The sequence below is a fragment of the Paenibacillus enshidis genome, assembly GCF_042136365.1.
Taxonomy (GTDB): domain Bacteria; phylum Bacillota; class Bacilli; order Paenibacillales; family Paenibacillaceae; genus Paenibacillus; species Paenibacillus enshidis.
This window is the reverse complement of sequence record NZ_JBHHMI010000025.1, coordinates 1-21138: the sequence shown is the minus strand read 5'-3', so window position 1 is coordinate 21138 and position 21138 is coordinate 1. Positions and strand designations below refer to the sequence as shown.

The window sequence follows — 21138 nt, the reverse complement described above, 5'->3', positions numbered from 1 at the left end:
AATGCTAGAAAACAAGCCTTATAATCCTTCCTAATCTCATGTAACGCACCACTATTCGCCTCACTCCATGACTCCAAAATCATCCTTGGATCTGCTTCGATTTTATCCTTTAAGGATTCAATATCATCCTTCTTGGATGCTTCAATGATACTTATCAAATCACCACGATCAAGCAATTTGACATGGTTGATTCGAGACAATATCTCCTATTTAATTTCTTTCATAATTTGAATAAATGGATTGTATCCAGTTACTAAAGTTACAATTGAACTTGCAAGTCCAATTATTATTATCAGGAAGTTCAAAAATTTTACAAACCAATTGTTTGACCATCTCGATAACACTACGTAATTAATAACGCCAGTCCAATAAAGCAGTTGTATTGGTAAAGTAACTACCCATTGAACCCCTTCCCTTAACCATATGAAGGGGTTTTTCAATCTATTTCTAGTAGCATTGTCTCTTTCTGATAAATCTCCTTCATATCTGAGTAAGGATTCTGTAATTACATTTGTAAATCCGTTTAGCCTTTCAAAATCAAAACTTAATGCGTTATAGCTTCGAGTAGTTTTATATGCCTCCCTAATTTGAGGCAATAAGTTGACAAGTATTTGTAGATTTCTGTACTGAAATCGACCGTCAATAAAATTACTCAATACACCAAATATCCCTAAATTCCTTTGCATTTTGGGTGAGTTGACGATAAGCCATTGATATTCTTTATAGTCTATTTGGTTTGAATGAAGGCTTTGTAGAAATGAAAAATAGTGATTTGAAAAGTCATTATAATAGATATTTTCAACCACAACCTTCCGCAAAGAAATTAGTAAATTAATGAAACCCACTACTAAAAGAAAAAGTGAAATAAGAATATACCAGAGCATCTATTTCCACTACCATTTCCGTTTAATTTAAGAATCGTCTAAATTCGTTAGCACTATTTTACCAGGAGTTCAACAATTAAAAATAGATAAGAGGACTCTTTCCATTTAATTCTTTAGTAAATCATACCACGTAATTTATCGATTTAGAACATACTTCTGCTTTTTATAACAATATATGAACAGAGACAGCCATATTGACTGTCCCTTAAACTCATTTCATTTAACTACCCAAATACCGCAAGCGTATTCAAGCCTGTTACTGTTGCCCCACTAAAATCCCACCCTCCAACGGGATGCGCTTTACCAGTCGAACTTGAGAAGGTAAGATAATCTCTATTTCTATGCTGGAGTTTCACATGGTCTAAGCCATTGTAGACACTGAAATATTTATTTCCCTGATAAAACAGCTGTAAATCGCCGTAAGCGCCGCCTATCACCGCATAATTATTAGGGTAATCCTTCTGGTATATTTTCTGAGCAGAAAGGTTTGTTGTGTCGATCAGGGACGCACTGATAAGACCTGACCTGATGTAAGAAGCATTTATATAAAGATTGCCTCCACTCATATACAGTCCTTGATTCGTCCCATTGTTGGTCAAAGCATTAAAAACCGCTGTTTGGTTGTTGTAAACTGCTCCAATTTCAGCAGGAGTAGGCAACCAGTTAGCGCTTCTTGCGCCTACTTCGGTTGCAGTATAGCTTGGCTTACCCACATTCGCCCAGCTAATACTTCCCCCTGTCATATTGATATTACCACTTAGATTCACATTTGATGCAGTCAAATTGCCTCTCAGATCACAATGATAAGGAAATACTCTTCCTTTATATGTTCTGAGTGGTTTATTATCTTTGATTTTTCCTTGACCTTCCACTATTCCATCATTCGAGATAATGTAACAGTACAAAGTCCCTCCTACAGTTTCATCAGCTACATACTCGAAAGACCTATAAATTGCTTCATCTATTCCTTCAAATTGTTCTCTAATCTTTAGACAATGCGCCAATGCTTCACCTTGATTTGCACCCATAGAGTAAATTTGCCCTTTACTGCTGCCTTGCTTTCGAAGCTTCAAATCCTGACTGTTCATAAAAAAATAAGCAGGCTTACCTTGTTCCATCAACAATATCTTCATTACGAATCCAGAATCATCACTAGCACATTTCATATTAAATTCATGAAAGTTGTCTTGCACTGATTGTTCGATAGATTTTAATGTACTTCTTTCGTTCACACTGTTGAATATCCACTCAGCAAGATCAACGTCACCGCTGAAAAAGATCACCTTATCTCCAATTCTTCTGATCTTCTTGTATTTGTCAGTGACAAAATAGAATACTCCATTAACTGATACACTTACACGACTATCTGCGGCTACAAATATTTTGTCCTCGTCAAAATAGCTAAAACACAAACTCATATTACGCTCTCTTCCTTTATTATTGAATTTTTAATTTTTTATTGGCTAGATTTTTCGCCTGTATCTTCCTCTACGAAATCAGCATACACAATGCCTAGATCATCCACTTGCAATCGCACTTTCTGGCAACCACACTCCGAAATTTCAGGCAAAATGGACAGTCTCACGCTTATATCGTCAACAACATTATGCATTGTCACTCCCATGTCAATCACCACAGGCTCAGCAAGCAGCCTGTCACGGCTGATAATAGAAATGGAATTATTACCATCAAATCGACTTATGCCATCACCCAGATTCCCTTTAAAGCTACCCCTAGATAAATCAAGCCCCATTAATTCATTGATTCTGGCTATGCAATTCGCAACACTAGGCGATTCAATAACGATGCCAATTTCCCCACTCCTACTAGCTACAATCGCTATACATGGTTGTGAGCGTCGCTCAATCATCATTTGAGCAGTATTCTCCCCATATGCCTGAGCCTCAATATTATTCAGTAAATACCCTTTGTCACTGTCGATTCTTCCCAATGTGTGACGGTGTTCCAATCTCATGTTCTTCTCCTTATACTTTTTGTAATGGTATATCCAAGCTTCAAGAAACTCTTTCTTGTGAATTATTTCACTTAACATCACATACTTATCTGTGAATTGATGAGGTTTTTGATAATAAGTTTTTTTTCTTTTATCATTTACACGTACTATTGAGTTTTTGCAAGACATTAGTAATAATGCTATCATCTCAACCATTTCATCATTAGATAAGCCCTTGCCGAACTCACCTGATCTTAGTTCTTCTGCTATTCCACTGCAAAATCTCTCCTCTCTGAAACTCCAATTCATACCTCTCTTTTTTAGTAACTCTTGCTTGCTTTCGCTGTACCTGCGTTTTGATGTTTTTCTCATCTTTAAATCTATCCAATTCTCTGTAAAATCTCCTTTTACTCATATTTATAAAGTCATTCATGTAAACGCTTACAAAAGTATCGGGTCAATTATTCATCTTACTATTATTATACCATGCCCAACCCTAAAAATCAACATAAATATACATATATGTTTATATATTAATTTAAAATTCATGCCAATTAGTATGCTATTTCAATATGTTTTAATCACTTCTTTACTATTGCACTGTAGAATTATTACTCTTCACTCACTCCAATCATGCACTGATTAAAAAAGAAAGTACCTACGCTTTATAGCATTGGTACTTTCTTTAGCGATTCTATATTTTTTACTTTTATTCGCCCACCACCAGACCGCAATCAGGTAGTAGGCGAATAACCGATGAATTGTGTTTTAGTTTGTCTTTTGTATTACATCATGTAAGTTTTTCTATCTATTTTGTCTTTTTCCGACTTAACATTAAGTTGATACATAGCTTCCAATATCGAATCTCTACCTCAGATAAATTCAAAATACGCCATAACTCTAGCAAATAAAGCCCAAATTCTAAAAAAATAGTTATCTCCTCCTTGAACCATGCGTGATTCAAGGGTTATTCGCCGTTTAGATATTAACACAATCTTACAATGAAATGCAAGAAAGAAGAATATTAACGAGAAGCTTTATGCCATTCAATTATAGCAACAATTTTCCTTGCACTTTCCAACGCCTTTTCATACGTATCGCATTCACTTGATTTGATTCGTTCAAACTTCACTCCTTCATGTAGAAGCATTGTTGTTCTATCATGCGCTTCTGCTGGTGTTTCAATATGTACTGTATCTCCATCCACTTCAACTACTAGCATTACTCCATCTTTAATGATGAAAAAATCTGGTTCAATTCGTTTATAAGTTAGCCCGCCTTTAACAAACACTGGAAGGGGAGCAAACGAAATACCCAACGACTTTAATGCCTTATAGAAGTGTATCTCTGGCAACGATCTAAATAACAAACCGTCCGATATTCTACTTGCAATGTTGTCTGATCTGACTCTGCCCTGATTGTTAATATGCGAGCCAGCAAGCCAACTTTTCGCTTTTTCTCTCCAATGAGGGTCTTCTGAAAGCTTGGCTGCAATCTCAACATTTCTGTAATAATGCCCTTCTACGGCAACAGCTTTATTGAGTTTATTAGAAATACTTTGTTGAATCGTTTCAATTTCATTCTCTATTTGAGCATAGAGAGCAATAGCAACTTTAAGATACAATGTGTATAAAGCTGTCCCACGGTGATAATTGTCGTAATCGGTTTGTTCCACAGATGACTCAGCGTTTGCTAACACAGCCACTTCTTTAGTCGCACCTTCTAAAGCGAACAACCTGACAATAGTCGCCAGATGTGAGTCACTTTCTTTTATGAAAAAATCCTCCGACAAATAGCATCATCCTTTTACATAAACTACCTTTAGTATAGCACATTTCTTTAACTTGATAAGCTTGACCTTGTAAAAACATATGAGGAACTATGATAAGTTATGAGATAATGTGAGACATTGGGGGATAATATCTCATAAAAGAAAAGATCGTTCTTTAGCGATAGAATGAGATAAGATAATAAAGGGAAATTAGGAAGGGAAAATCTGAAATACTGAGCCTGTCGTGGTGGAACTGTCTCTGGAATTTTCTGTTAAACACTTTCGCGTTTTGATCTAAACATACCCCCTCCCCCTATGCTCAAAAGTGTTACCTAATGCAGCTTAGATCACAGTTTAAATAAAATAGCCAATACCATAGGAATTTGCATTGTTAAGGTATTGGCTTGATATTTTATTACCTTATTTCCCTAAATACCCCTTGAGTACTCCTATCGCTCCAGCGATACAAAACTCAGTTTTTTTCAGCACGACTGTTAATGAATCCTATCGCCAAGATAACAGGTGGCGCGGCACTAGTCAGTTCCATGCAACTTTAGTAAAAAAATTCCCATTGAAGCAATTTTACAATACGTCTTTCAGTTTCCGTTCTTTCCTTTTCATTGTCAATCTAGGAGAAATCACCTGACGGATTTGCTCAACCTGTGGAACACTTTCTGGCATTCCCACTGAATGTAGTAGCTCTTCCACATGAATTATAATTGGATAGCTATTTTCATCACCAACAAAGCTAATTTGAGATTTCAATTGCTTATTCAACCTTGTCTTTATAAGTCCATATTTGTCAAGTAACTCTGGTAGCAAAGCTTTAAGATGACGTTCTTTTATTTGTGTATTATTTAGTCTCGCCAACTCCAGTATTTCTTTTTCAGTAACCCATCCACGTTCTTTTATGAGTTTCAAAGCAACTCGTTCAACCTCTAGACCAATCTTTTCATTCTTTTCGGAAATCCGTTTTCCTTCCATTTTTGGGTAAACTCGATTTGCTTCTTTCTCTCCTAATGTCCTTAATAAAAGATCTCTTCCAAACCCTTTCATGGTAAAACCTTTTTCCACGTATTCTTTTGCCTTTTGCTTGCTGTACATTAAAGACAATTCACCGTAAGAGGGGATAGAATAAAATTGTATCGTTTGCTTCTGTTTCTTTTTTGCTGCCTCATTCTTCGATCTCTGTAACAAAAACTCTGGAATATCTGTATCTTTTATTTTATCAATTAAGCCCAGATAAGCGAATAAACCAAAATGCTTAGAGACTCTCTGTACATCTTTATTATACAAAGTTGCGAGGTACTGGTTGCTAGCAAAAAACACTGGATTTCCATTTGGAGTAGTAAATGCTTCTGTATTTAAAAAATCTTTAGCTAATCCATTGAAAGTGTACAACTCAAGCAAATAGTCTTTTATTCGCTTATAGACTTCTTCATAACCTTCTTCAAAATCCTTGCTCAAAATTAACCGTTGATTCTCTTCGAGTATCCCTTTTTGTTCCTTTTGCCACTCAGACTCATAATATGCAACGTTATAAATACTTCTTAGAAAACCAAGAGCCTTAAATCGATTATAATTTGTCAGCAATTCTGTTATTTGAATGATGGTCTTGCCCTTATCAAGCATGCAATTACTGCTATGACAGTAATAAATGTGATGCCCTGAGTCGCTTACAATAATATTGGCACTTGGATTTTTGTCTTTATGAAAGAGACAAGAAAACTTACCTTCCCCTACTCCTAGGAATGTTGCGAGGTCTTGCTTTTTTATATAATCATAAAAATCATCATGATTATGCAGAGTAATTGGTGTTGCATTTAGTCGCTCCTTTAAAGTAGCTTTTTGTCTATATTTGACTAGTGACCAATTTGGAGTAGTCGGGGTAATATCTGGTTGGCTGATCGCGTTGGGTTTCGGCACAGTAATAAAAGAATCAGTACTATCTTTCTTCTTATCATTGTCCCCAAACCCCTCCGTAACAGATGGCATGACATTCTGGTGAGTCGTCGAGCATGCCCTAACAATTTCATCAATGTCATAACGCACATCGCTTTTTTCCAATATGCTAATCTTAAATTTGTTATTAGAATCTTTACACCAATAGGTATCTGGAACTCGCATCAGATTGCATAACTTTTTAACCGCTTTATCAGCTTTGAAATGTGCAATCAATAGATTCTCGCAAATTTCAAATCGGTCTGCTGTTGCATTATCATTTACAAACCAATAGCAATGTAATCCGTTGCGTGTCTCGATAATACAAGTTGGAACAATAGGAAACGCCCTAATTTCTTCAAGCTTGTTTTCTTTGTATTCTTGGACTACTTGCAATGGATAATACTCTTTATTCATATCCTTCCCACAATCCAAATCGACGAAAACAGCATTTATAGCTGTAATATCTTTATTCGAATAACCTCCGCTGTTGACTACAAAATAAATCTCATTGTTCCTCTCATTTTCATTCCTCAATGAGTCACGCATTTTCAAATCATACTTGCCATGAAAATCAATCAGTTTGTTACCCTTGTGTTTAAAACAACGAAAATTAATTTCCTTTCCTCTAAACAGTTCTTCAAAAAATTGTTGTGTTGTCTCCATAATTCCTGCTCTCCTTTTTCTTATTGTTTTTGTGGCAATAATTTATTAGAACAAAAAAACAGCCCTACGGATTGCTCCTGTAGGCTGTTCTAGTCTTGACAAGATGAGACTTCCTATTGTGCTTTTTTGAGTACGAACTCATATTAGCAGTAATTCCCTGTTATTGAAAAATCACCACTACTATATATAGAGAGATGAAAGAGTTTTATCAAGCGGTTTTGGCAACCACACTACAATAACTTATAGTTCCATTGTCTACACTCTCGGCAATTGAACACCTGGAGCATCCCTAATGATAAATGGCTTGATAATCTCTTTTCCCCCAATATGCGTAAACGGCATCGGCTCTATACCAGTAATACCAGCATCGCTCAGATCAATTATGCATTCATCCTCGACTTCCTTGTGGACAACTGTCTCTTGATCAAACATGATTATGATACCATTACCGTCCTGAGAAATTTTTGCTTTGTACATTGGAAACTCTACAGCCCCGACCTCTGGTAATTCAATGACTTCACCAGTGTCAGACTGTTGACTCATAATACTTATTCCAACAAAGTTGTCTTGCGAGTCATACAGCAATTTGCACTTAATATCTGGTAGCGACTTTTTGTGTTTATGAACATCCTTGTTCTTGAGGTAAATATACATTTGGAAATCATCATGTACAGAGATTTTCATATTTAACCTCCTCTGCTTTGCTAATAGTCTATAATTAACTCGCAAAACATTTGAGTTTCTTCCATCATTCCAATACAGATAGTAACTTCTGACTTACTGCATTTACTGGTATGATACAATGCAAATAAGTAACCTAACAGAGAACGAACGTTCCTCTACTTAAAGAAAAAGTAGACCGTCCTCCCTCGACAAAGGAATGCGGTCTACTTTTCTTGTTGATCGTCACCTAATCGAAGCCAACCGTCTTTTACGCGGTTAGATCATGTGCGGAGTCCGAGATGTGTCGAACATCTTGGCTCAATAGGTATATTACATTATTACCCAATGTCAATCAAGAGTTTATCTTATCGGCTATAGACTCTCTAAATCCCCAACATTCATGGCTGCGCTCGATTGTACCTTGAATCCTCATGTTGTAAATATGAGCATAATCCATTCCAGTATCATTAAGCATTTTAACAACATGATCGCTGATCGGCTCGACAAACAATCTCTCCAAAGCTTTTCTGGCATTTCCTCTATAAATCCGCTCGAACTCGGCCAGTGTGAGATCAGCATGGCTCTTCGCAATCCTGTATTGACGATAATCGCTTATATCAGCAATAAGGCTATCAATGCTCCCGCTCCAGAATTTATTCCATTTTCTAAGATCGGCTTCTGTTTGAAGCAAGAAGTCCAATGTCTCCTGCCATATGTAGTTGATACCGTTGTATTGAAGTAAGTCTAGCCAAGCTTGTTTTGATTCGCCAAGGTTAGATAAGATGGATTCGTAAGTGTCATAGTCCTTTTTATTATTCTGAATGTTGAGTTGTTTAGTATTTGTCATGTTAATTCACTCCTTAGATTGGTTTTGGGCAATAGGAAAGTAAGGAAATGTATATACATTCCTTGAGCAAGATGATATAATCGCTTTACGAATATAGTCATTAAACGTTCATAATCTCTATACTCACTATAAGATTATAGACGTTTAATGTCAATAGTCGATTTCGAATTGTCTTTCGGAGGTATTATCGTGGATAATAAATACACTTTAATTTGCAATTTAAAAACTATTCTCGAACAAAAGAGCATTACTCCATATAGACTCTCAAAAGACACAGGAGAACGGATAGGAACTATTTATAAAATGGTGGATGGTAAAATCGAAGATGCTCGATTTCCAGCGACCTTATTAGCTAGTATTTGTGGCTATCTGGACATTACAATGGGGGAACTGTTTACAGTTACGCTAAATGATTAAGATATGGAGGACGAAGCATGATCTCAGACAAATCACTTGCTGAGCTTGGAGTTGTAAAAAGCAACGCAGGAGTCTTCATTCCAAAGGATTTTTGTATGGTATCTCTGCTCAATTGGTATCAAAGGAAAGATTTTGTATTGACGGACGCTCAGCATGAAGCCATTACGGATTTTTTTATTCCATCTTGAACTTGATTTGGGGATATGTGATGGTAGAAATGAAGAATATCTGAAACAACGGATTGTTGATGAAGATTGAATTTTAGAAGTTTATTTTTTTAGGATTATACCGCGCGCTCCCTCAGCCCTACCAGCATAGTTGTACGCCCACGCTCCCCCATAACCAACATTCCTCTGTCCGACCCTCCCAACGAGTGTAAAACTATGCTGGACGCGCTCTCAGCACTATTCTCACGGGGCAGGATGGTTAAGGAACGGTTGGTTTATTTGATGGTAAATTGAAGTTGGCGGCATGGAGTAGGAAAGAAAAGAAGAAACCTTACTCAAAAAATCGAATAAGGTTTCTTCTGTACTGTTCAGTAAATGAATAGTTGGTCAGAGCCATTGTTTAAGAAACTCCTCAGTTCTAAGGAAATTGACTAACTCTTTTACTTATTAATTTGATGCGCAAGCTTGCATTTTTCCAGCCGCAGATGAAGTAAGGCGGTGTCGAAACTTAATTCCAGCCTATGAATAAGTACGATGATTTCCTCAACTGTTAGTGTATGCAGGGAGTTAGCTTCTTTATAAAGAATCTCTATGATCGCATCAATGACAATTTTACATGAGTTGATTTTATCATGCCAGACGTCCTCTTCACCTACAAGGGGAGTGTTTCGCTATTTCCTCGCTCATACCCTGCCCTCCTCCTCAAAAAATTTAAGGAGAGCTTCTTGCTCCGCTCTTAACCGTTGTATTTCTTGTTTAATAGCTTCGCAGCGTTCAGGAGAGGATTTATCGCCATGCTCAAGAGCAAGCTTGCAATGCGTTCTGGCAATCTCCAGAAGCTTTTGGGCGGCGACATCATCCTCCATAACCAACCATACGGTTCGTGACGTTACCATTGCTCATTCCCTCCGTTCATGAACTTCTCATATTGCTCACGAACATCAGCGGCATCTTGATTAACATAACGGTTGACCATTTCCATTGAGGAATGTCCTAGCAGTCTACGTAGTGAAAACGGGTCGCCTGTTGCCTTTATATAACGAGTTGCAAACGTATGACGGAACGTGTGGGGGCTGATGCGAACACCTGAAATCTTTGCCTTTTTGCCGATAAAACTGATACATCTGGTTGCCCAATTCTTATCTAACGGATGACCGAACTCGTTAAGAAATAAGTTTGGAGCTTGCCCATTGATCTCATGCCAAGCAAGGTAAATAACCAATAGCTCTTGTGTTCTCGCCCCAAAGTACACTGTCCGGGCTTTTCTGGTTTTAGCTGATTCAGCCCGAACAGAGGCGGAGCGATTTTGCAGATCAACTTCCTCTACAAAAATTCTCATACACTCGCCAATCCGCACACCTGTATCGAGCAGGAATGACATTAACAGGGCATCACGCAGTCCAGTAAAAGTTGTTAGTTCACAGCAGTTAAACAGTTTCCGTTCCTGTGCCTTTGAAATCACTTGGAAATCTTCCTCTGGCACTTTCAGCAGTTCAACATTGTCGAACGGAGATTCCTTAATGATTCCCTCGCTCATAGCCCAATTGAACATGGCCTTAACCGTTCTCAGTCTGATGTTAATTGTGGAGGGCTTCAACTTCTGCACCGTCAACATATGAGAAACCCATGAACGGATTACATCGCGATTCGGTACAAAGTTATCAAGACCGTTGTACTCTGATGCCAAGAACTGACGAAACCAGTTCATGTGCTTCCTGTAGTCCTCTAAGGTTCGCTCTGCCGCCCCTGCCGCTTGCCGCGCGGTATAGTAGCGGTTAAACAACTTCTCCAGAGTCAAAGTCGCAGGTCGCGGTTTCTCGACCTCTTGGTGTGTGGGGCGGGACGTTTCCAAGACCGAAGGAGTCAGACGGTCTAATAACCGCTGAGGTATGTCTAAAGAGTTCTTTCTTTGCCCGCGTTTATGGGGTGTTTTGCCTTTGTTTAAGCTCATATTTCATTCCTCCCGTTAGATTTTCGTCCAACGGTCACGAACACAAAAAAACGCACCAGACCGTTGTTCAACAGTCAAGTGCGTTTCTGTCATAAGCGCCGCAATTCTTTTGTGCGGCGGGAGATTTACTAAGTAATGGCGGAGAGGATGGGATTCGAACCCATGTGGAGTTGCCCCCTAACGGTTTTCAAGACCGCCCCGTTATGACCGCTTCGGTACCTCTCCATGTGGTAAATTTGCGTCCCACTTCAAAACTAAAAAGGAAGCGCAACACAAATGATTTTACCACAAATCTAAAATGAAATCAATGCTATGCTTTGCGGGTAATTTTCTCAATCCCGCCCATGTAAGGTTGGAGCACTTCAGGAATACGCACGCTGCCGTCTTCTTCCTGGTAATTTTCCAAAATCGCTGCTACTGTACGTCCAACAGCAAGACCTGAACCATTCAGAGTGTGCAAAAACTCCGGCTTGGCCTTCGGCTCCGGACGGAAACGAATATTGGCGCGGCGGGCCTGGAAGTCCTCGCAGTTGGAGCAGGAGGAAATTTCACGGTACATTCCGCTTTCCGGCAGCCAGACTTCAAGATCATAGGTTTTGGCCGATGTAAAGCCCATATCGCCTGTGCACAGTGCCAGCACACGGTAAGGCAGGCCCAGCAGCTGCAGCACACGTTCAGCGTTCTGCGTCATTTTCTCCAGCTCTTCATAGGAGGTATCAGGGTGCACCAGCTTCAGCATTTCCACCTTGTTAAATTGATGCTGCCGGATCAGCCCGCGCGTATCACGACCAGCGGCACCCGCTTCCGAACGGAAGCATGAGCTGTAAGCGACATAATGCTTGGGCAGCTCCTCGGCCGCCAGGATTTCCTCACGATGATAGTTGGTTACCGGGACTTCCGCTGTAGGAATCAGGTAATATTCGGTATCACGCAGTTTGAAGAGATCCTCCTCAAACTTGGGGAGCTGGCCTGTGCCATACAGGCTGTCTTTGTTCACAATATACGGAGGGAGCATCTCCTCATATCCGTGCTCCGTGCTGTGCAAATCCATCATAAAGTTGATCAGCGCCCGTTCCAGACGGGCCCCCAGGCCTTTGTAAAAGGTAAAGCGCGATCCGGTAACCTTGGCACCGGCCTCAAAATCAAGAATCCCGAGATTCTGGGCGATGTCCCAATGAGCTTTGGGCTCGAAGGAAAACGATCCTGGCTCAGACCATCTGCGGATCTCCACGTTATCCTCTTCAGAAGCCCCGACAGGGACGTCTTTATGCGGGATGTTAGGAATGGACAGTACCAATTCATCAATCTGCTCTTCCAGCTCGCGCACCTGCTCGTCCAATTCCTTGATCCGGTCCGATACCTGGCGCATCTCAACAATGAGATCGTCCGCATTCTCTTTATTCTTTTTCAGCCTTGCCACTTCAGCGGATACGGTATTGCGGCGATTTTTCAAACCCTCGCTTTCCTGCAGCAGCTCCCGGCGGCGGGTATCCAGTACAGGAAATTCACTGATGGATTCCTGATCCTTCCCCCGGTTGCGCAGCGCCTCTTGCACCCGTTCAAAATCATTACGAAGTATTTTAACGTCCAACACGACAATCCCTCCTACACAAAAACCTTGACCTCTGCTCGAAAAATAACGATCCGTTCATGCTGCCTGCGGCCGTGGGCCATCATTCGTTATTCCCTGCACGAGGGTCAAGGTCGATTCGATTACAGATTATTTACTGCCTAATCCTTTTTATACTCACGAACCATGTCGGCAAAATATTGATGAAGCCGGTAATCGTCCGTCAGCTCGGGATGAAAGGAGGAGGCCAGCAGGTGCTCTTCCCGTGCCGTCACGATTTCACCGTTGTATTCTGCCAGGACATCCACACCGGACCCAACCTTCTGAATCAAAGGAGCACGAATGAATACAGCCCGCACGGTCTCTTCGATTCCCGCAATGTCCAGATCGGCCTCAAAGCTCTCCCGCTGCCGGCCAAAAGCGTTCCGGTTGACCGTGATGTCCATCAGACCGAGATGAGCCTCTTCCTGTCCGGCAATTTCCTTGGCCAGTACGATCAGACCGGCACAGGTTCCAAAGATCGGCTTCTTCTCTTCCGAAAATTTGCGGATCGCTTCCATAAAACCGTACTTGCGCATCAGCTTGCCAATGGTCGTGCTTTCTCCGCCCGGGATGATAAGCCCGTCAATCTCATCCAGCTCTTCCGTCCGCTTGACGGCAACTCCCTCGGCCCCAGCCAAACCGATGCTTCTGATATGCTCTGCTACGGCGCCCTGCAGCGCCAGTACTCCGATTTTCATAGACTTCCCTTCTCTCTTACCAGCCGCGGTCCTGCATGCGGTCCTGTGCAGCCAGCTTGGAAATCTCGATGCCTTTCATCGGAGCTCCCAGGTTTTTGGATACTTCAGCAATCAGTTTATAATCCGTATAGTGTGTTGTGGCTTCTACGATAGCACGGGCAAATTTCTCAGGGTTATCCGATTTGAAAATCCCCGAGCCTACAAATACACCGTCTGCTCCAAGATGCATCATCAAGGCGGCATCCGCAGGAGTCGCTACACCACCAGCCGCAAAATTAACGACCGGAAGCTTGCCGTTCTCGTGAACTTCCAACAGCAGGTCATAAGGCACACCCAGATTTTTAGCTTCAGCATAAAGCTCGTCTTTCGACATGTTTTGTACTTTGCGGATTTGGCTGTTAATGAGGCGCATATGGCGCACGGCTTCAACAATGTTGCCTGTTCCCGGCTCACCCTTGGTCCGGATCATGGAAGCCCCTTCGCCGATACGGCGCAGCGCTTCACCCAGGTCTTTGGCACCACAAACGAAAGGAACGGTAAAATCCCGCTTGTCGATATGAAACACTTCATCTGCCGGCGTGAGCACTTCACTTTCGTCAAGATAATCGACACCCAGCGATTCCAGTATCTTCGCTTCAACATAGTGACCAATACGGGCTTTTGCCATTACGGGAATCGTTACAACCTTCATTACCTCTTCCACGATCGTCGGGTCAGCCATACGGGCTACCCCGCCAGCGGCACGAATATCGGATGGAACCCGCTCCAACGCCATAACGGCGGTTGCTCCGGCCGCTTCGGCGATTTTAGCCTGCTCGGCGTTCATGACGTCCATGATGACGCCGCCTTTTTGCATTTCTGCCATACCCCTTTTTACACGCGATGTTCCCGTTTCCATCTCTTATTGGCCTCCTGTTGTATATGGTTTAATCTGTTGATCCGATCGTTTATGAAAATTTCAAAATAATTCAGATTCTAACTCGTTATTTTACCTTACGGTACCCAAATACTCAATATCTGGCGGCTACTTATGTTAGAACAGATTCTTGATGTTGCCGAACAGATCTGCGAAGAAGCTTCCGATGGCCCGAAAGAACATCTTGAACCAGCCCGCTTCCTCCACATTTGCCGCGGTGATCAGTTCAACGGTCTTTTCCTGCGGCTGCTTCATTCCATCTGCCTTGTAGGAATAAGTGACCGTCCCCACCTTGTCTCCCTGCTTAAGCGGAGCCACCAATTCAGCAGCCGGGGTTACATTCGTCTTATGTGTAATCTTCGCATTGGCCGCGTTCTTCGGAACTACAAAGGTGACAGCGTCCTTGGTGACTACCGGTACTTCGGTTTCTTTCCCCTTGGTCACAGGCACCGTCTTCAGATCGTCGAGCTCGGCCTTGGGAGCCACAACCTGCTGCAGCTTGAAATTGTTAAAGCCGTAATCCAGCACCTTCCGGGTTTCAGTAAAACGTGCAGGCTCATTGTCCGCGCCCATAACCACACTGATCAGCGTCATGCCATCACGGACTGCCGTACCCGCGAAGCAGTACTTTGCAGCAGCGGTATGTCCCGTTTTCATCCCGTTCAACCCTTCATAGGCATAAGCCTTGAAGTTCGTAATGCTCTTATTGGATTCAAGCATCCAGTTCCAGTTAACAATCGGATCTTTGTCAGTAGGACGGAACTTGTAATTTTGCAGTGTTGTAAATTGCGTATAATCCGGATGATCACGCACAATATAGCCGGCCAATGTTGCGACATCTCTTGCGGTCATCACGGTCTCGCGGTCCGTATCCGGCTGAAACTTCTTTGGCATATCCGCCTTGTCCAGCCCAGTTGAATTAATGAAATAGGAATCCTTCATCCCCATGCGTTGGGCCGTTTCATTCATCATTTGCACAAAATTCTGTTCGGAACTGGCCACATATTCCGCCAGAGCAACGGTAGCATCGTTGGCAGAGCCTACAGCCATGGCGATATAAAGATCTTTTACCGTATGCTTGTCACCTTGAGCCAAAAAAATACGCGAGCCGACGCTTTTGGCCGCATTTTCACTGACTTCGACCACATCATCCCACTTGATTTTGCCCTGCTTGACCTCTTCAGCGACAATATACTCTGTCATCATTTTTGTCATGCTTGCAGGCGGCAGCGGCTCATCCGGGTTCATGGACAGCAGCACTTGGCCTGTACTCGCTTCTATTAATATAGCTGAACTCAGCGCCAGGTCAGGAGTTTTAATGCCGGATGTACCCACAATCTCCGTTTTTGCCCCCGCAGCAGAGGTAATTACCATAGGATCCAATGAGCTTACAGCTGGCAGAGCAGTCATATACATCATATTGAACAGCACAACAGCAGCAATGCTCTTCTTCAGCAAGCCGCTTTTCTTCTTCCATTTACTTGAGTTTTTCAACGTTAAATAAACTCCTCTCTCACTCAACCCAACCCACTGTAGTCATATTATGAAGGTTGTAGCAATCACTTATCTATTCTATCATACGCTATGACGCAAAAAAAGACAGGTCGGGCCAATTCGCCCAACCTGCCTTCTCTAGCATTTCCCGCATGTTAAGATTATAGAATTTATAATTTCCAGCGGAGCTGAAGCATTCTATTTTTTCTTACAATGAGTAGTTTGGCGCTTCCTTCGTGATTTGCACATCATGCGGATGACTTTCGCGTAACCCTGCGCCGGTGATCCGGATGAACTGTGTATCGTTTCGCAGCTCTTCAACTGTCTGCGTGCCACAGTATCCCATCCCGGAACGAAGTCCGCCGATCAGTTGATGAATCGTGTCGGACAAAGGGCCTTTGTAAGCAACACGGCCTTCAATGCCCTCAGGCACCAGCTTTTTGTCGTCATCCTGGAAGTAACGGTCCTTACTGCCCTGCTTCATGGCCGCCATGGAACCCATGCCGCGGTATACCTTGAAACGGCGTCCCTGATAAATTTCGGATTCACCCGGGCTTTCTTCCGTTCCGGCAAACAGGCTGCCCAGCATAACTGCAGAGGCGCCAGCTGCCAAAGCCTTGGTGATCTCACCGGAGTATTTGATGCCGCCGTCAGCAATAATCGGCACACCGTACTCACGAGCCACGGTTGCACAATCATAAATAGCCGTAATTTGTGGAACCCCGATGCCTGCAATGACACGAGTTGTACATATGGAACCAGGACCGATACCAACCTTGACGACCGAAGCACCGGCTTCGATCAAATCGCGGGTTGCTGCTCCGGTTGCCACGTTGCCCGCAATAATGGTCAGCTCCGGATAACTTGCCCGCAGCTTGCGGACCGCATCCAGAATATTGATATGATGGCCGTGCGCCGAGTCCACTACAATCAGATCCACGCCTGCCTGCACGAGCGCTTCTGTTCGGTCAAACGTATCGGAGGAAATACCGACAGCCGCACCAACCAGCAGACGGCCGTGCGCGTCCTTGGCTGCATTCGGGAACTGGATCGCTTTTTCGATATCCTTGATCGTAATCAAGCCTTTAAGATTGTTGGCCTCATCCACCAGTGGAAGCTTCTCAATCTTATGCTTTTGCAAAATAACTTCAGCTTCCTGAAGCGTTGTTCCTACCGGCGCGGTAACCAGATTTTCACAAGTCATCACTTCGCTGATTTTGATATTGTAGTCATGAATGAAACGAAGGTCCCTGTTGGTCAAAATGCCGACCAACTTGTTATCCTCATTTACAATCGGCACACCTGAGATGCGGAACTTGCCCATGACCTGCTCTGCGTCTGCTACCAGATGATCGGGGGTCAGCGAAAACGGATTGGTAATCACGCCGCTTTCGGAACGTTTAACACGGTCGACTTCCTCGGCCTGCTTCTCTGCACTCATGTTCTTATGAATAATACCGATGCCGCCTTCTCTTGCCATGGCAATCGCCATAGCCGCTTCCGTAACGGTATCCATGCCTGCGCTGATCAGCGGGATATTGAGCCTCACTGCGTCACTTAACCTCGTGGACGTATCTACCTCTTTCGGCAAAGCTTCCGATTTACGGGGTACCAACAAAACATCGTCAAAGGTTAAGCCTTCCTTGCCAAACTTATCTTCCCACACCAGGATTGTCCTCCTTAGAATATGATTAAGTACGCCACGGATGTCTATCCATGACGGACAAAGTAACGTTTTCTGAAAATATATTAATTGCAATCTTAGCAAAGCAGTATAGGGGTGTCAAGCGTTACAACCTTCATGTTCTTAAGGTATATTTCCCATTGAACACATCTGTATGCGACTGATGGACATATGACAAAAAACAACCGGACCCCGGCATAAATCCCGGGGGCCGGCCGATATTCCCTCTTTGGCAGCGCTATGCCGACGCCTTATGGAACAAGGCTTGGCTCGACGTCCTTCAGCAGGCTCAAATCGATATAGGATGAAGCTTCAGGGACAGACGTAATATTTCCGGTTGACTTCAGGTAGTCCATAACACCTTGACCGTTGCTGACACTCAGGAACGTGTCGTCAGCAGCCATGTCGTATACGTTGCGGCTCATGATGTCCGTCAGCTCCGCTTCCGTCAAATGCAGCTCCGGTGCAAGCAATTTGATCGCGTCCTCGCGATTGTCATTAATATAATCTGTCGCTTTATTCAACGCGCGGAGAACAGCTTTAATCGTATTCGGATTTTCCTGCAAAAACGCATCGGTCACTTGGATGGTCGTATGAACGCTCATCCAGTTGACGTCTCCCTTCTTATCCGGCAACTCCGACTTCGTTCCACTAAACAGGAAGTGGCCCCCGGCGTTGATCGCTTTTGTAATGAACGGCTCCCATGCCGCCATCGCGTCAATGTCGCCTTTCTCCAAAGCGACGACCGCATCGCTTGGCGCCAGATTAACGTATTTGATCTTGGAGGCGTCCACGCCAAGCTCTTTCGCCATGTTGTCGATGGCAATCTTGACGTCCGCTCCGCTCGGAATGCCGATCGTTTTGCCCTCCAAATCCTTCGCGCTGTTCAATACAAGGTTCTTGCCGCCAACGACAGCTTGTGTACCAGCGATTTGCGCAAGCGGTGCGACGATCTTCACACCAATACTATTAGACTTCAGAATGATATCCATGAAATTGGTTTGAATGCTAACCGGCGCGCTGCCGCCGGAGACCATCGGACCGATGTCCGGTCCGCTTTCGATCAATTGACTGGTAACGTCCAGCCCTTCTTCTTTGAAATAACCGAGCTTGTCGGCAATAATTTGCTGAGACGAAATTTGGGCGTCCCGTACACCGACAAGCGTAAGCTTGGTCGTCTCCAGTCCACCGCTTTCCGCGGGTGCCGAGGCTGCCGGCGCGGGCGAAGGAGCTTCAGACGGCGAAGGCGCCTGAGACGAAGCACCGCCACCACAGGCGGACACCATAACCGTCAAAATAAGGGATGTTATTAGAGTAAGACCGAATTTAACTTTTCTGTTTTTTGTCATTTCCTCCACCCTCTATCTTCGTATTGATACTGCTGTCTATCCCTTCCGGCCAAACCGATCAACTATGTTGACCCGGCTATTTCTCCAAGGCGTCTCGGATCCCTCCCTTTCTCCAGGACATGACCCTCTTCTCTACCAGCTTCAACAATTGGGAGAACAAGCTGTACTCCAGTCCGATGAATACGATGGCCACAAACATGTTCGATATTTTAAAATAATTGCGGGCATCCACGATAATATAACCGAGCCCGGAGCTCGCTCCCATCATTTCCGATACAATCAATGCGGAGAAAGCGAGCCCCAGCCCTACCTGTGAGCCAACCAATATATTCGGAATGGCTGACGGCAAAATCACCCGGGTGAAAATCTGGCGCTGTGATGCCCCCAGGCTGGTAGCGGAGCGGATAAGCAGCGGATTGACGGATTTCAGGCCATCCAATGTATAAGCGAGCATGGGAACAAATGTCGTCCATGCGATAAGCAGCACCTTCGGAAACTCCCCGATGCCGAACCAGATAATAAACAGCGGCAGCAGCGCCAAGGCCGGAATCGGTCCGGTGAGATTAAGAAGAGGGGATATCCAGAACTCGACATGGCGGAAGCGGCTCATCAACATGGCAATACCGATAGCGGAAACGGTACCGAGGGTGAATCCTTGTAAAATACGTACAGTGCTGGACCAGAGACTCGCGCCGATCATCCCCGTCTCGGCCAACATCCAGGCATTGCGGATGATTTCGGTCGGCGGCGGGAAAAAGAGCGGGTTGAACCATTGAACAGCCATGTTAAACCGCGAAAACAGCTCCCACAGCAGAAAGATGGCAACGTAAGGAATCGCTCCCTTCCACCCGAACGGTTTTCTGACGGTTCGAATCACCGGCTTTCCCGCAGGCTGCACAGAAGGAATCGCCACTGTCTTGATCCGGCTCATAAGCTCGCCTCCTTTACCGTTTCCTCGTCCATCAGCACCGCTTCGATTTCTGTCATGAGCTGTCCGAAGCGGCTGTGGTGAAATATTCTCGGATGATTCATTTCAACTTCCAGCACGGATGCAATCTTTCCATGCTTCATCACCACCACACGATCCCCCAGAGAAATCGCCTCGCTGATGCTGTGCGTAACGAACAACACCGTCGGCTTCACTTCCCGGCAAATCCGAAGCAGCTCCCGCTGCATAACGTCACGGGTCAGAATGTCGAGCGCACCGAACGGCTCATCCATCAGCAGCATATCCGGACCGGCGGCCAGTGCCCTGGCGATACCGACCCGCTGCTTCATGCCCCCGGACAGCTCATGCGGATAATGCTTGGCGTAGTCGGACAAGCCCACCAGTTCCAAATAATGAGCCGCCTGGCTGCGGGCCTCCTTTTTCCCCATCCCCTGCACCTCCGGTCCGAACGCAATATTGTCCAGCACGTTGAACCACGGAAAAAGCGCATGCTCCTGGAACACGACTCCCCGCTGCTTCGAAGGTCCTTTGATCGGCTGGCCGTCCACCGTAATCGTGCCGCTGTCCGGGGCGATAAATCCAGCCACCATATTCAGCAGAGTCGATTTCCCGCAGCCGCTGTGACCTAAAATACACACAAGCTCATGCGGCTTTATAGTCAAATGAATTTGGTCCAGTACAGTTCGGCCATTAAAGCTTTTATTCACCCCATCGATGACCAATTGCATGTTCTGCCCCCCCTTTAAATCGCACCCCTCTGTTGCATGCCTTCGTTGACTTGATGGTAAACGATCATCTTGATTTATGTAAACATTCATAACGCAAAAATTAGATTTTTCGGCATATAACATAAAGAAATTGCTGCCAAACTGTCTTTTTTAACAAAATATAAGCCGAAATAAAAACTATATATAACATATAAATAACATATGAATCATACTCCCCAGCTCATAAATGATTCCCTTTACTTTGACGTACGCAAAAAATCCCTTGACGGTGAAACATCAAGGGAAATGGAAATCTATTATTTAGATTCAAGCAAAAAATAACCAGCCACCGATTTTTTTCGATGACTGGTTATTAATCGTACAAGATTTCTGCCTGGCAACGTCCTACTCTCCCAGGACCCTTCGGTCCAAGTACCATCGGCGCTGGAGGGCTTAACGGTCGTGTTC

The 21138-nt window shown here is 43.8% G+C and carries 19 protein-coding genes, 1 tRNA gene and 1 rRNA gene; 2 read left to right on the top strand and 19 right to left on the bottom strand.

Translation table 11 applies throughout. The features are described 5' to 3' along the window. Positions 1–206 precede the first annotated feature (206 nt). The 7 genes from ACE41H_RS20335 to ACE41H_RS20305 form a co-directional block, all read right to left on the bottom strand. Positions 207–656 carry a hypothetical protein gene (locus tag ACE41H_RS20335; RefSeq protein WP_375357391.1) on the bottom strand — a complete coding sequence of 150 codons (450 nt, stop codon included), beginning with the start codon at positions 654–656 and terminating at the stop codon, positions 207–209. A gap of 452 nt (positions 657–1108) precedes the next feature. Further along, the gene (locus ACE41H_RS20330; protein ID WP_375357390.1) at positions 1109–2302 is read right to left on the bottom strand and encodes a hypothetical protein; all 1194 of its coding nucleotides are present in this window, start codon (positions 2300–2302) and stop codon (positions 1109–1111) included. A gap of 38 nt (positions 2303–2340) precedes the next feature. Next, positions 2341–3210 (bottom strand): hypothetical protein, encoded by an 870-nt coding sequence (locus tag ACE41H_RS20325; protein ID WP_375357389.1) that lies wholly within the window; start codon positions 3208–3210, stop codon positions 2341–2343. Between the two features lie 652 nt (positions 3211–3862). Continuing rightward, entirely contained in the window at positions 3863–4630 is a 768-nt protein-coding gene (locus ACE41H_RS20320) for a hypothetical protein (protein ID WP_375357388.1), read from the bottom strand. Between the two features lie 561 nt (positions 4631–5191). Then, positions 5192–7216: a hypothetical protein gene (locus ACE41H_RS20315; RefSeq protein WP_375357387.1), complete on the bottom strand. Its 2025-nt coding sequence runs from the start codon at positions 7214–7216 to the stop codon at positions 5192–5194. Positions 7217–7471: 255 nt separating this feature from the next. Next, positions 7472–7900 carry a hypothetical protein gene (locus ACE41H_RS20310; RefSeq protein WP_375357386.1) on the bottom strand — a complete coding sequence of 143 codons (429 nt, stop codon included), beginning with the start codon at positions 7898–7900 and terminating at the stop codon, positions 7472–7474. Positions 7901–8231: 331 nt separating this feature from the next. After that, positions 8232–8726: a hypothetical protein gene (locus tag ACE41H_RS20305; protein WP_375357385.1), complete on the bottom strand. Its 495-nt coding sequence runs from the start codon at positions 8724–8726 to the stop codon at positions 8232–8234. Positions 8727–8915: 189 nt separating this feature from the next. On the opposite strand from ACE41H_RS20305, the gene ACE41H_RS20300 reads away from it, so the two are divergent. Then, on the top strand, positions 8916–9143 hold the full coding sequence (locus ACE41H_RS20300) for a helix-turn-helix domain-containing protein (RefSeq protein ID WP_375357384.1): 228 nt from the start codon (positions 8916–8918) through the stop codon (positions 9141–9143). A gap of 17 nt (positions 9144–9160) precedes the next feature. After that, the gene (locus ACE41H_RS20295; protein WP_375357383.1) at positions 9161–9331 is read left to right on the top strand and encodes a hypothetical protein; all 171 of its coding nucleotides are present in this window, start codon (positions 9161–9163) and stop codon (positions 9329–9331) included. Between the two features lie 662 nt (positions 9332–9993). On the opposite strand, the gene ACE41H_RS20290 is transcribed toward ACE41H_RS20295, so the two are convergent. The 12 genes from ACE41H_RS20290 to rrf form a co-directional block, all read right to left on the bottom strand. Next, positions 9994–10206 carry a hypothetical protein gene (locus tag ACE41H_RS20290; RefSeq protein ID WP_375357382.1) on the bottom strand — a complete coding sequence of 71 codons (213 nt, stop codon included), beginning with the start codon at positions 10204–10206 and terminating at the stop codon, positions 9994–9996. Continuing rightward, entirely contained in the window at positions 10200–11261 is a 1062-nt protein-coding gene (locus ACE41H_RS20285) for a tyrosine-type recombinase/integrase (RefSeq protein WP_375357381.1), read from the bottom strand. Before ACE41H_RS20285 ends, ACE41H_RS20290 begins: the two co-directional genes overlap by 7 nt. Before the next feature lie 136 nt (positions 11262–11397). After that, positions 11398–11486, bottom strand: a tRNA-Ser gene (locus tag ACE41H_RS20280). 85 nt (positions 11487–11571) lie between these two features. Beyond that, a complete protein-coding gene (gene serS, locus ACE41H_RS20275; protein ID WP_375357380.1) occupies positions 11572–12855 on the bottom strand; it encodes a serine--tRNA ligase in 1284 nt (427 codons plus the stop codon). 137 nt (positions 12856–12992) lie between these two features. Further along, positions 12993–13571 (bottom strand): pyridoxal 5'-phosphate synthase glutaminase subunit PdxT, encoded by a 579-nt coding sequence (gene pdxT, locus ACE41H_RS20270; RefSeq protein ID WP_375357379.1) that lies wholly within the window; start codon positions 13569–13571, stop codon positions 12993–12995. Positions 13572–13587: 16 nt separating this feature from the next. After that, entirely contained in the window at positions 13588–14469 is an 882-nt protein-coding gene (gene pdxS / locus ACE41H_RS20265; RefSeq protein ID WP_375357378.1) for a pyridoxal 5'-phosphate synthase lyase subunit PdxS, read from the bottom strand. A gap of 135 nt (positions 14470–14604) precedes the next feature. Beyond that, complete coding sequence (locus tag ACE41H_RS20260; protein ID WP_375357377.1) at positions 14605–15981, bottom strand: D-alanyl-D-alanine carboxypeptidase family protein; 1377 nt, start codon at positions 15979–15981, stop codon at positions 14605–14607. Positions 15982–16189: 208 nt separating this feature from the next. Next, positions 16190–17647 carry an IMP dehydrogenase gene (gene guaB / locus ACE41H_RS20255; RefSeq protein WP_375357376.1) on the bottom strand — a complete coding sequence of 486 codons (1458 nt, stop codon included), beginning with the start codon at positions 17645–17647 and terminating at the stop codon, positions 16190–16192. A 269-nt stretch (positions 17648–17916) separates the two neighbouring features. Then, positions 17917–19014: an ABC transporter substrate-binding protein gene (locus ACE41H_RS20250; RefSeq protein ID WP_375357375.1), complete on the bottom strand. Its 1098-nt coding sequence runs from the start codon at positions 19012–19014 to the stop codon at positions 17917–17919. 76 nt (positions 19015–19090) lie between these two features. Next, positions 19091–19945 carry an ABC transporter permease gene (locus ACE41H_RS20245; RefSeq protein WP_375357374.1) on the bottom strand — a complete coding sequence of 285 codons (855 nt, stop codon included), beginning with the start codon at positions 19943–19945 and terminating at the stop codon, positions 19091–19093. Beyond that, the gene (locus ACE41H_RS20240) at positions 19942–20691 is read right to left on the bottom strand and encodes an ABC transporter ATP-binding protein (protein WP_375357373.1); all 750 of its coding nucleotides are present in this window, start codon (positions 20689–20691) and stop codon (positions 19942–19944) included. Before ACE41H_RS20240 ends, ACE41H_RS20245 begins: the two co-directional genes overlap by 4 nt. Positions 20692–21062: 371 nt before the next feature. Then, positions 21063–21138: ribosomal RNA gene (gene rrf / locus ACE41H_RS25320) — 5S ribosomal RNA — on the bottom strand; the annotation flags it as partial.

Coding starts and splice junctions, on each gene's coding strand:
- ACE41H_RS20330 (WP_375357390.1), bottom strand. CDS start 2,302: ATGAGTTTGTGTTTTAGCTATTTTGACGAGGACAAAATATTTGTAGCC.
- ACE41H_RS20325 (WP_375357389.1), bottom strand. CDS start 3,210: ATGAGAAAAACATCAAAACGCAGGTACAGCGAAAGCAAGCAAGAGTTA.
- ACE41H_RS20315 (WP_375357387.1), bottom strand. CDS start 7,216: ATGGAGACAACACAACAATTTTTTGAAGAACTGTTTAGAGGAAAGGAA.
- ACE41H_RS20310 (WP_375357386.1), bottom strand. CDS start 7,900: ATGAAAATCTCTGTACATGATGATTTCCAAATGTATATTTACCTCAAG.
- ACE41H_RS20305 (WP_375357385.1), bottom strand. CDS start 8,726: ATGACAAATACTAAACAACTCAACATTCAGAATAATAAAAAGGACTAT.
- ACE41H_RS20295 (WP_375357383.1), top strand. CDS start 9,161: ATGATCTCAGACAAATCACTTGCTGAGCTTGGAGTTGTAAAAAGCAAC.
- ACE41H_RS20290 (WP_375357382.1), bottom strand. CDS start 10,206: ATGGTAACGTCACGAACCGTATGGTTGGTTATGGAGGATGATGTCGCC.
- ACE41H_RS20285 (WP_375357381.1), bottom strand. CDS start 11,261: ATGAGCTTAAACAAAGGCAAAACACCCCATAAACGCGGGCAAAGAAAG.
- pdxT (WP_375357379.1), bottom strand. CDS start 13,571: ATGAAAATCGGAGTACTGGCGCTGCAGGGCGCCGTAGCAGAGCATATC.
- pdxS (WP_375357378.1), bottom strand. CDS start 14,469: ATGGAAACGGGAACATCGCGTGTAAAAAGGGGTATGGCAGAAATGCAA.
- ACE41H_RS20250 (WP_375357375.1), bottom strand. CDS start 19,014: ATGACAAAAAACAGAAAAGTTAAATTCGGTCTTACTCTAATAACATCC.
- ACE41H_RS20245 (WP_375357374.1), bottom strand. CDS start 19,945: ATGAGCCGGATCAAGACAGTGGCGATTCCTTCTGTGCAGCCTGCGGGA.
- ACE41H_RS20240 (WP_375357373.1), bottom strand. CDS start 20,691: ATGCAATTGGTCATCGATGGGGTGAATAAAAGCTTTAATGGCCGAACT.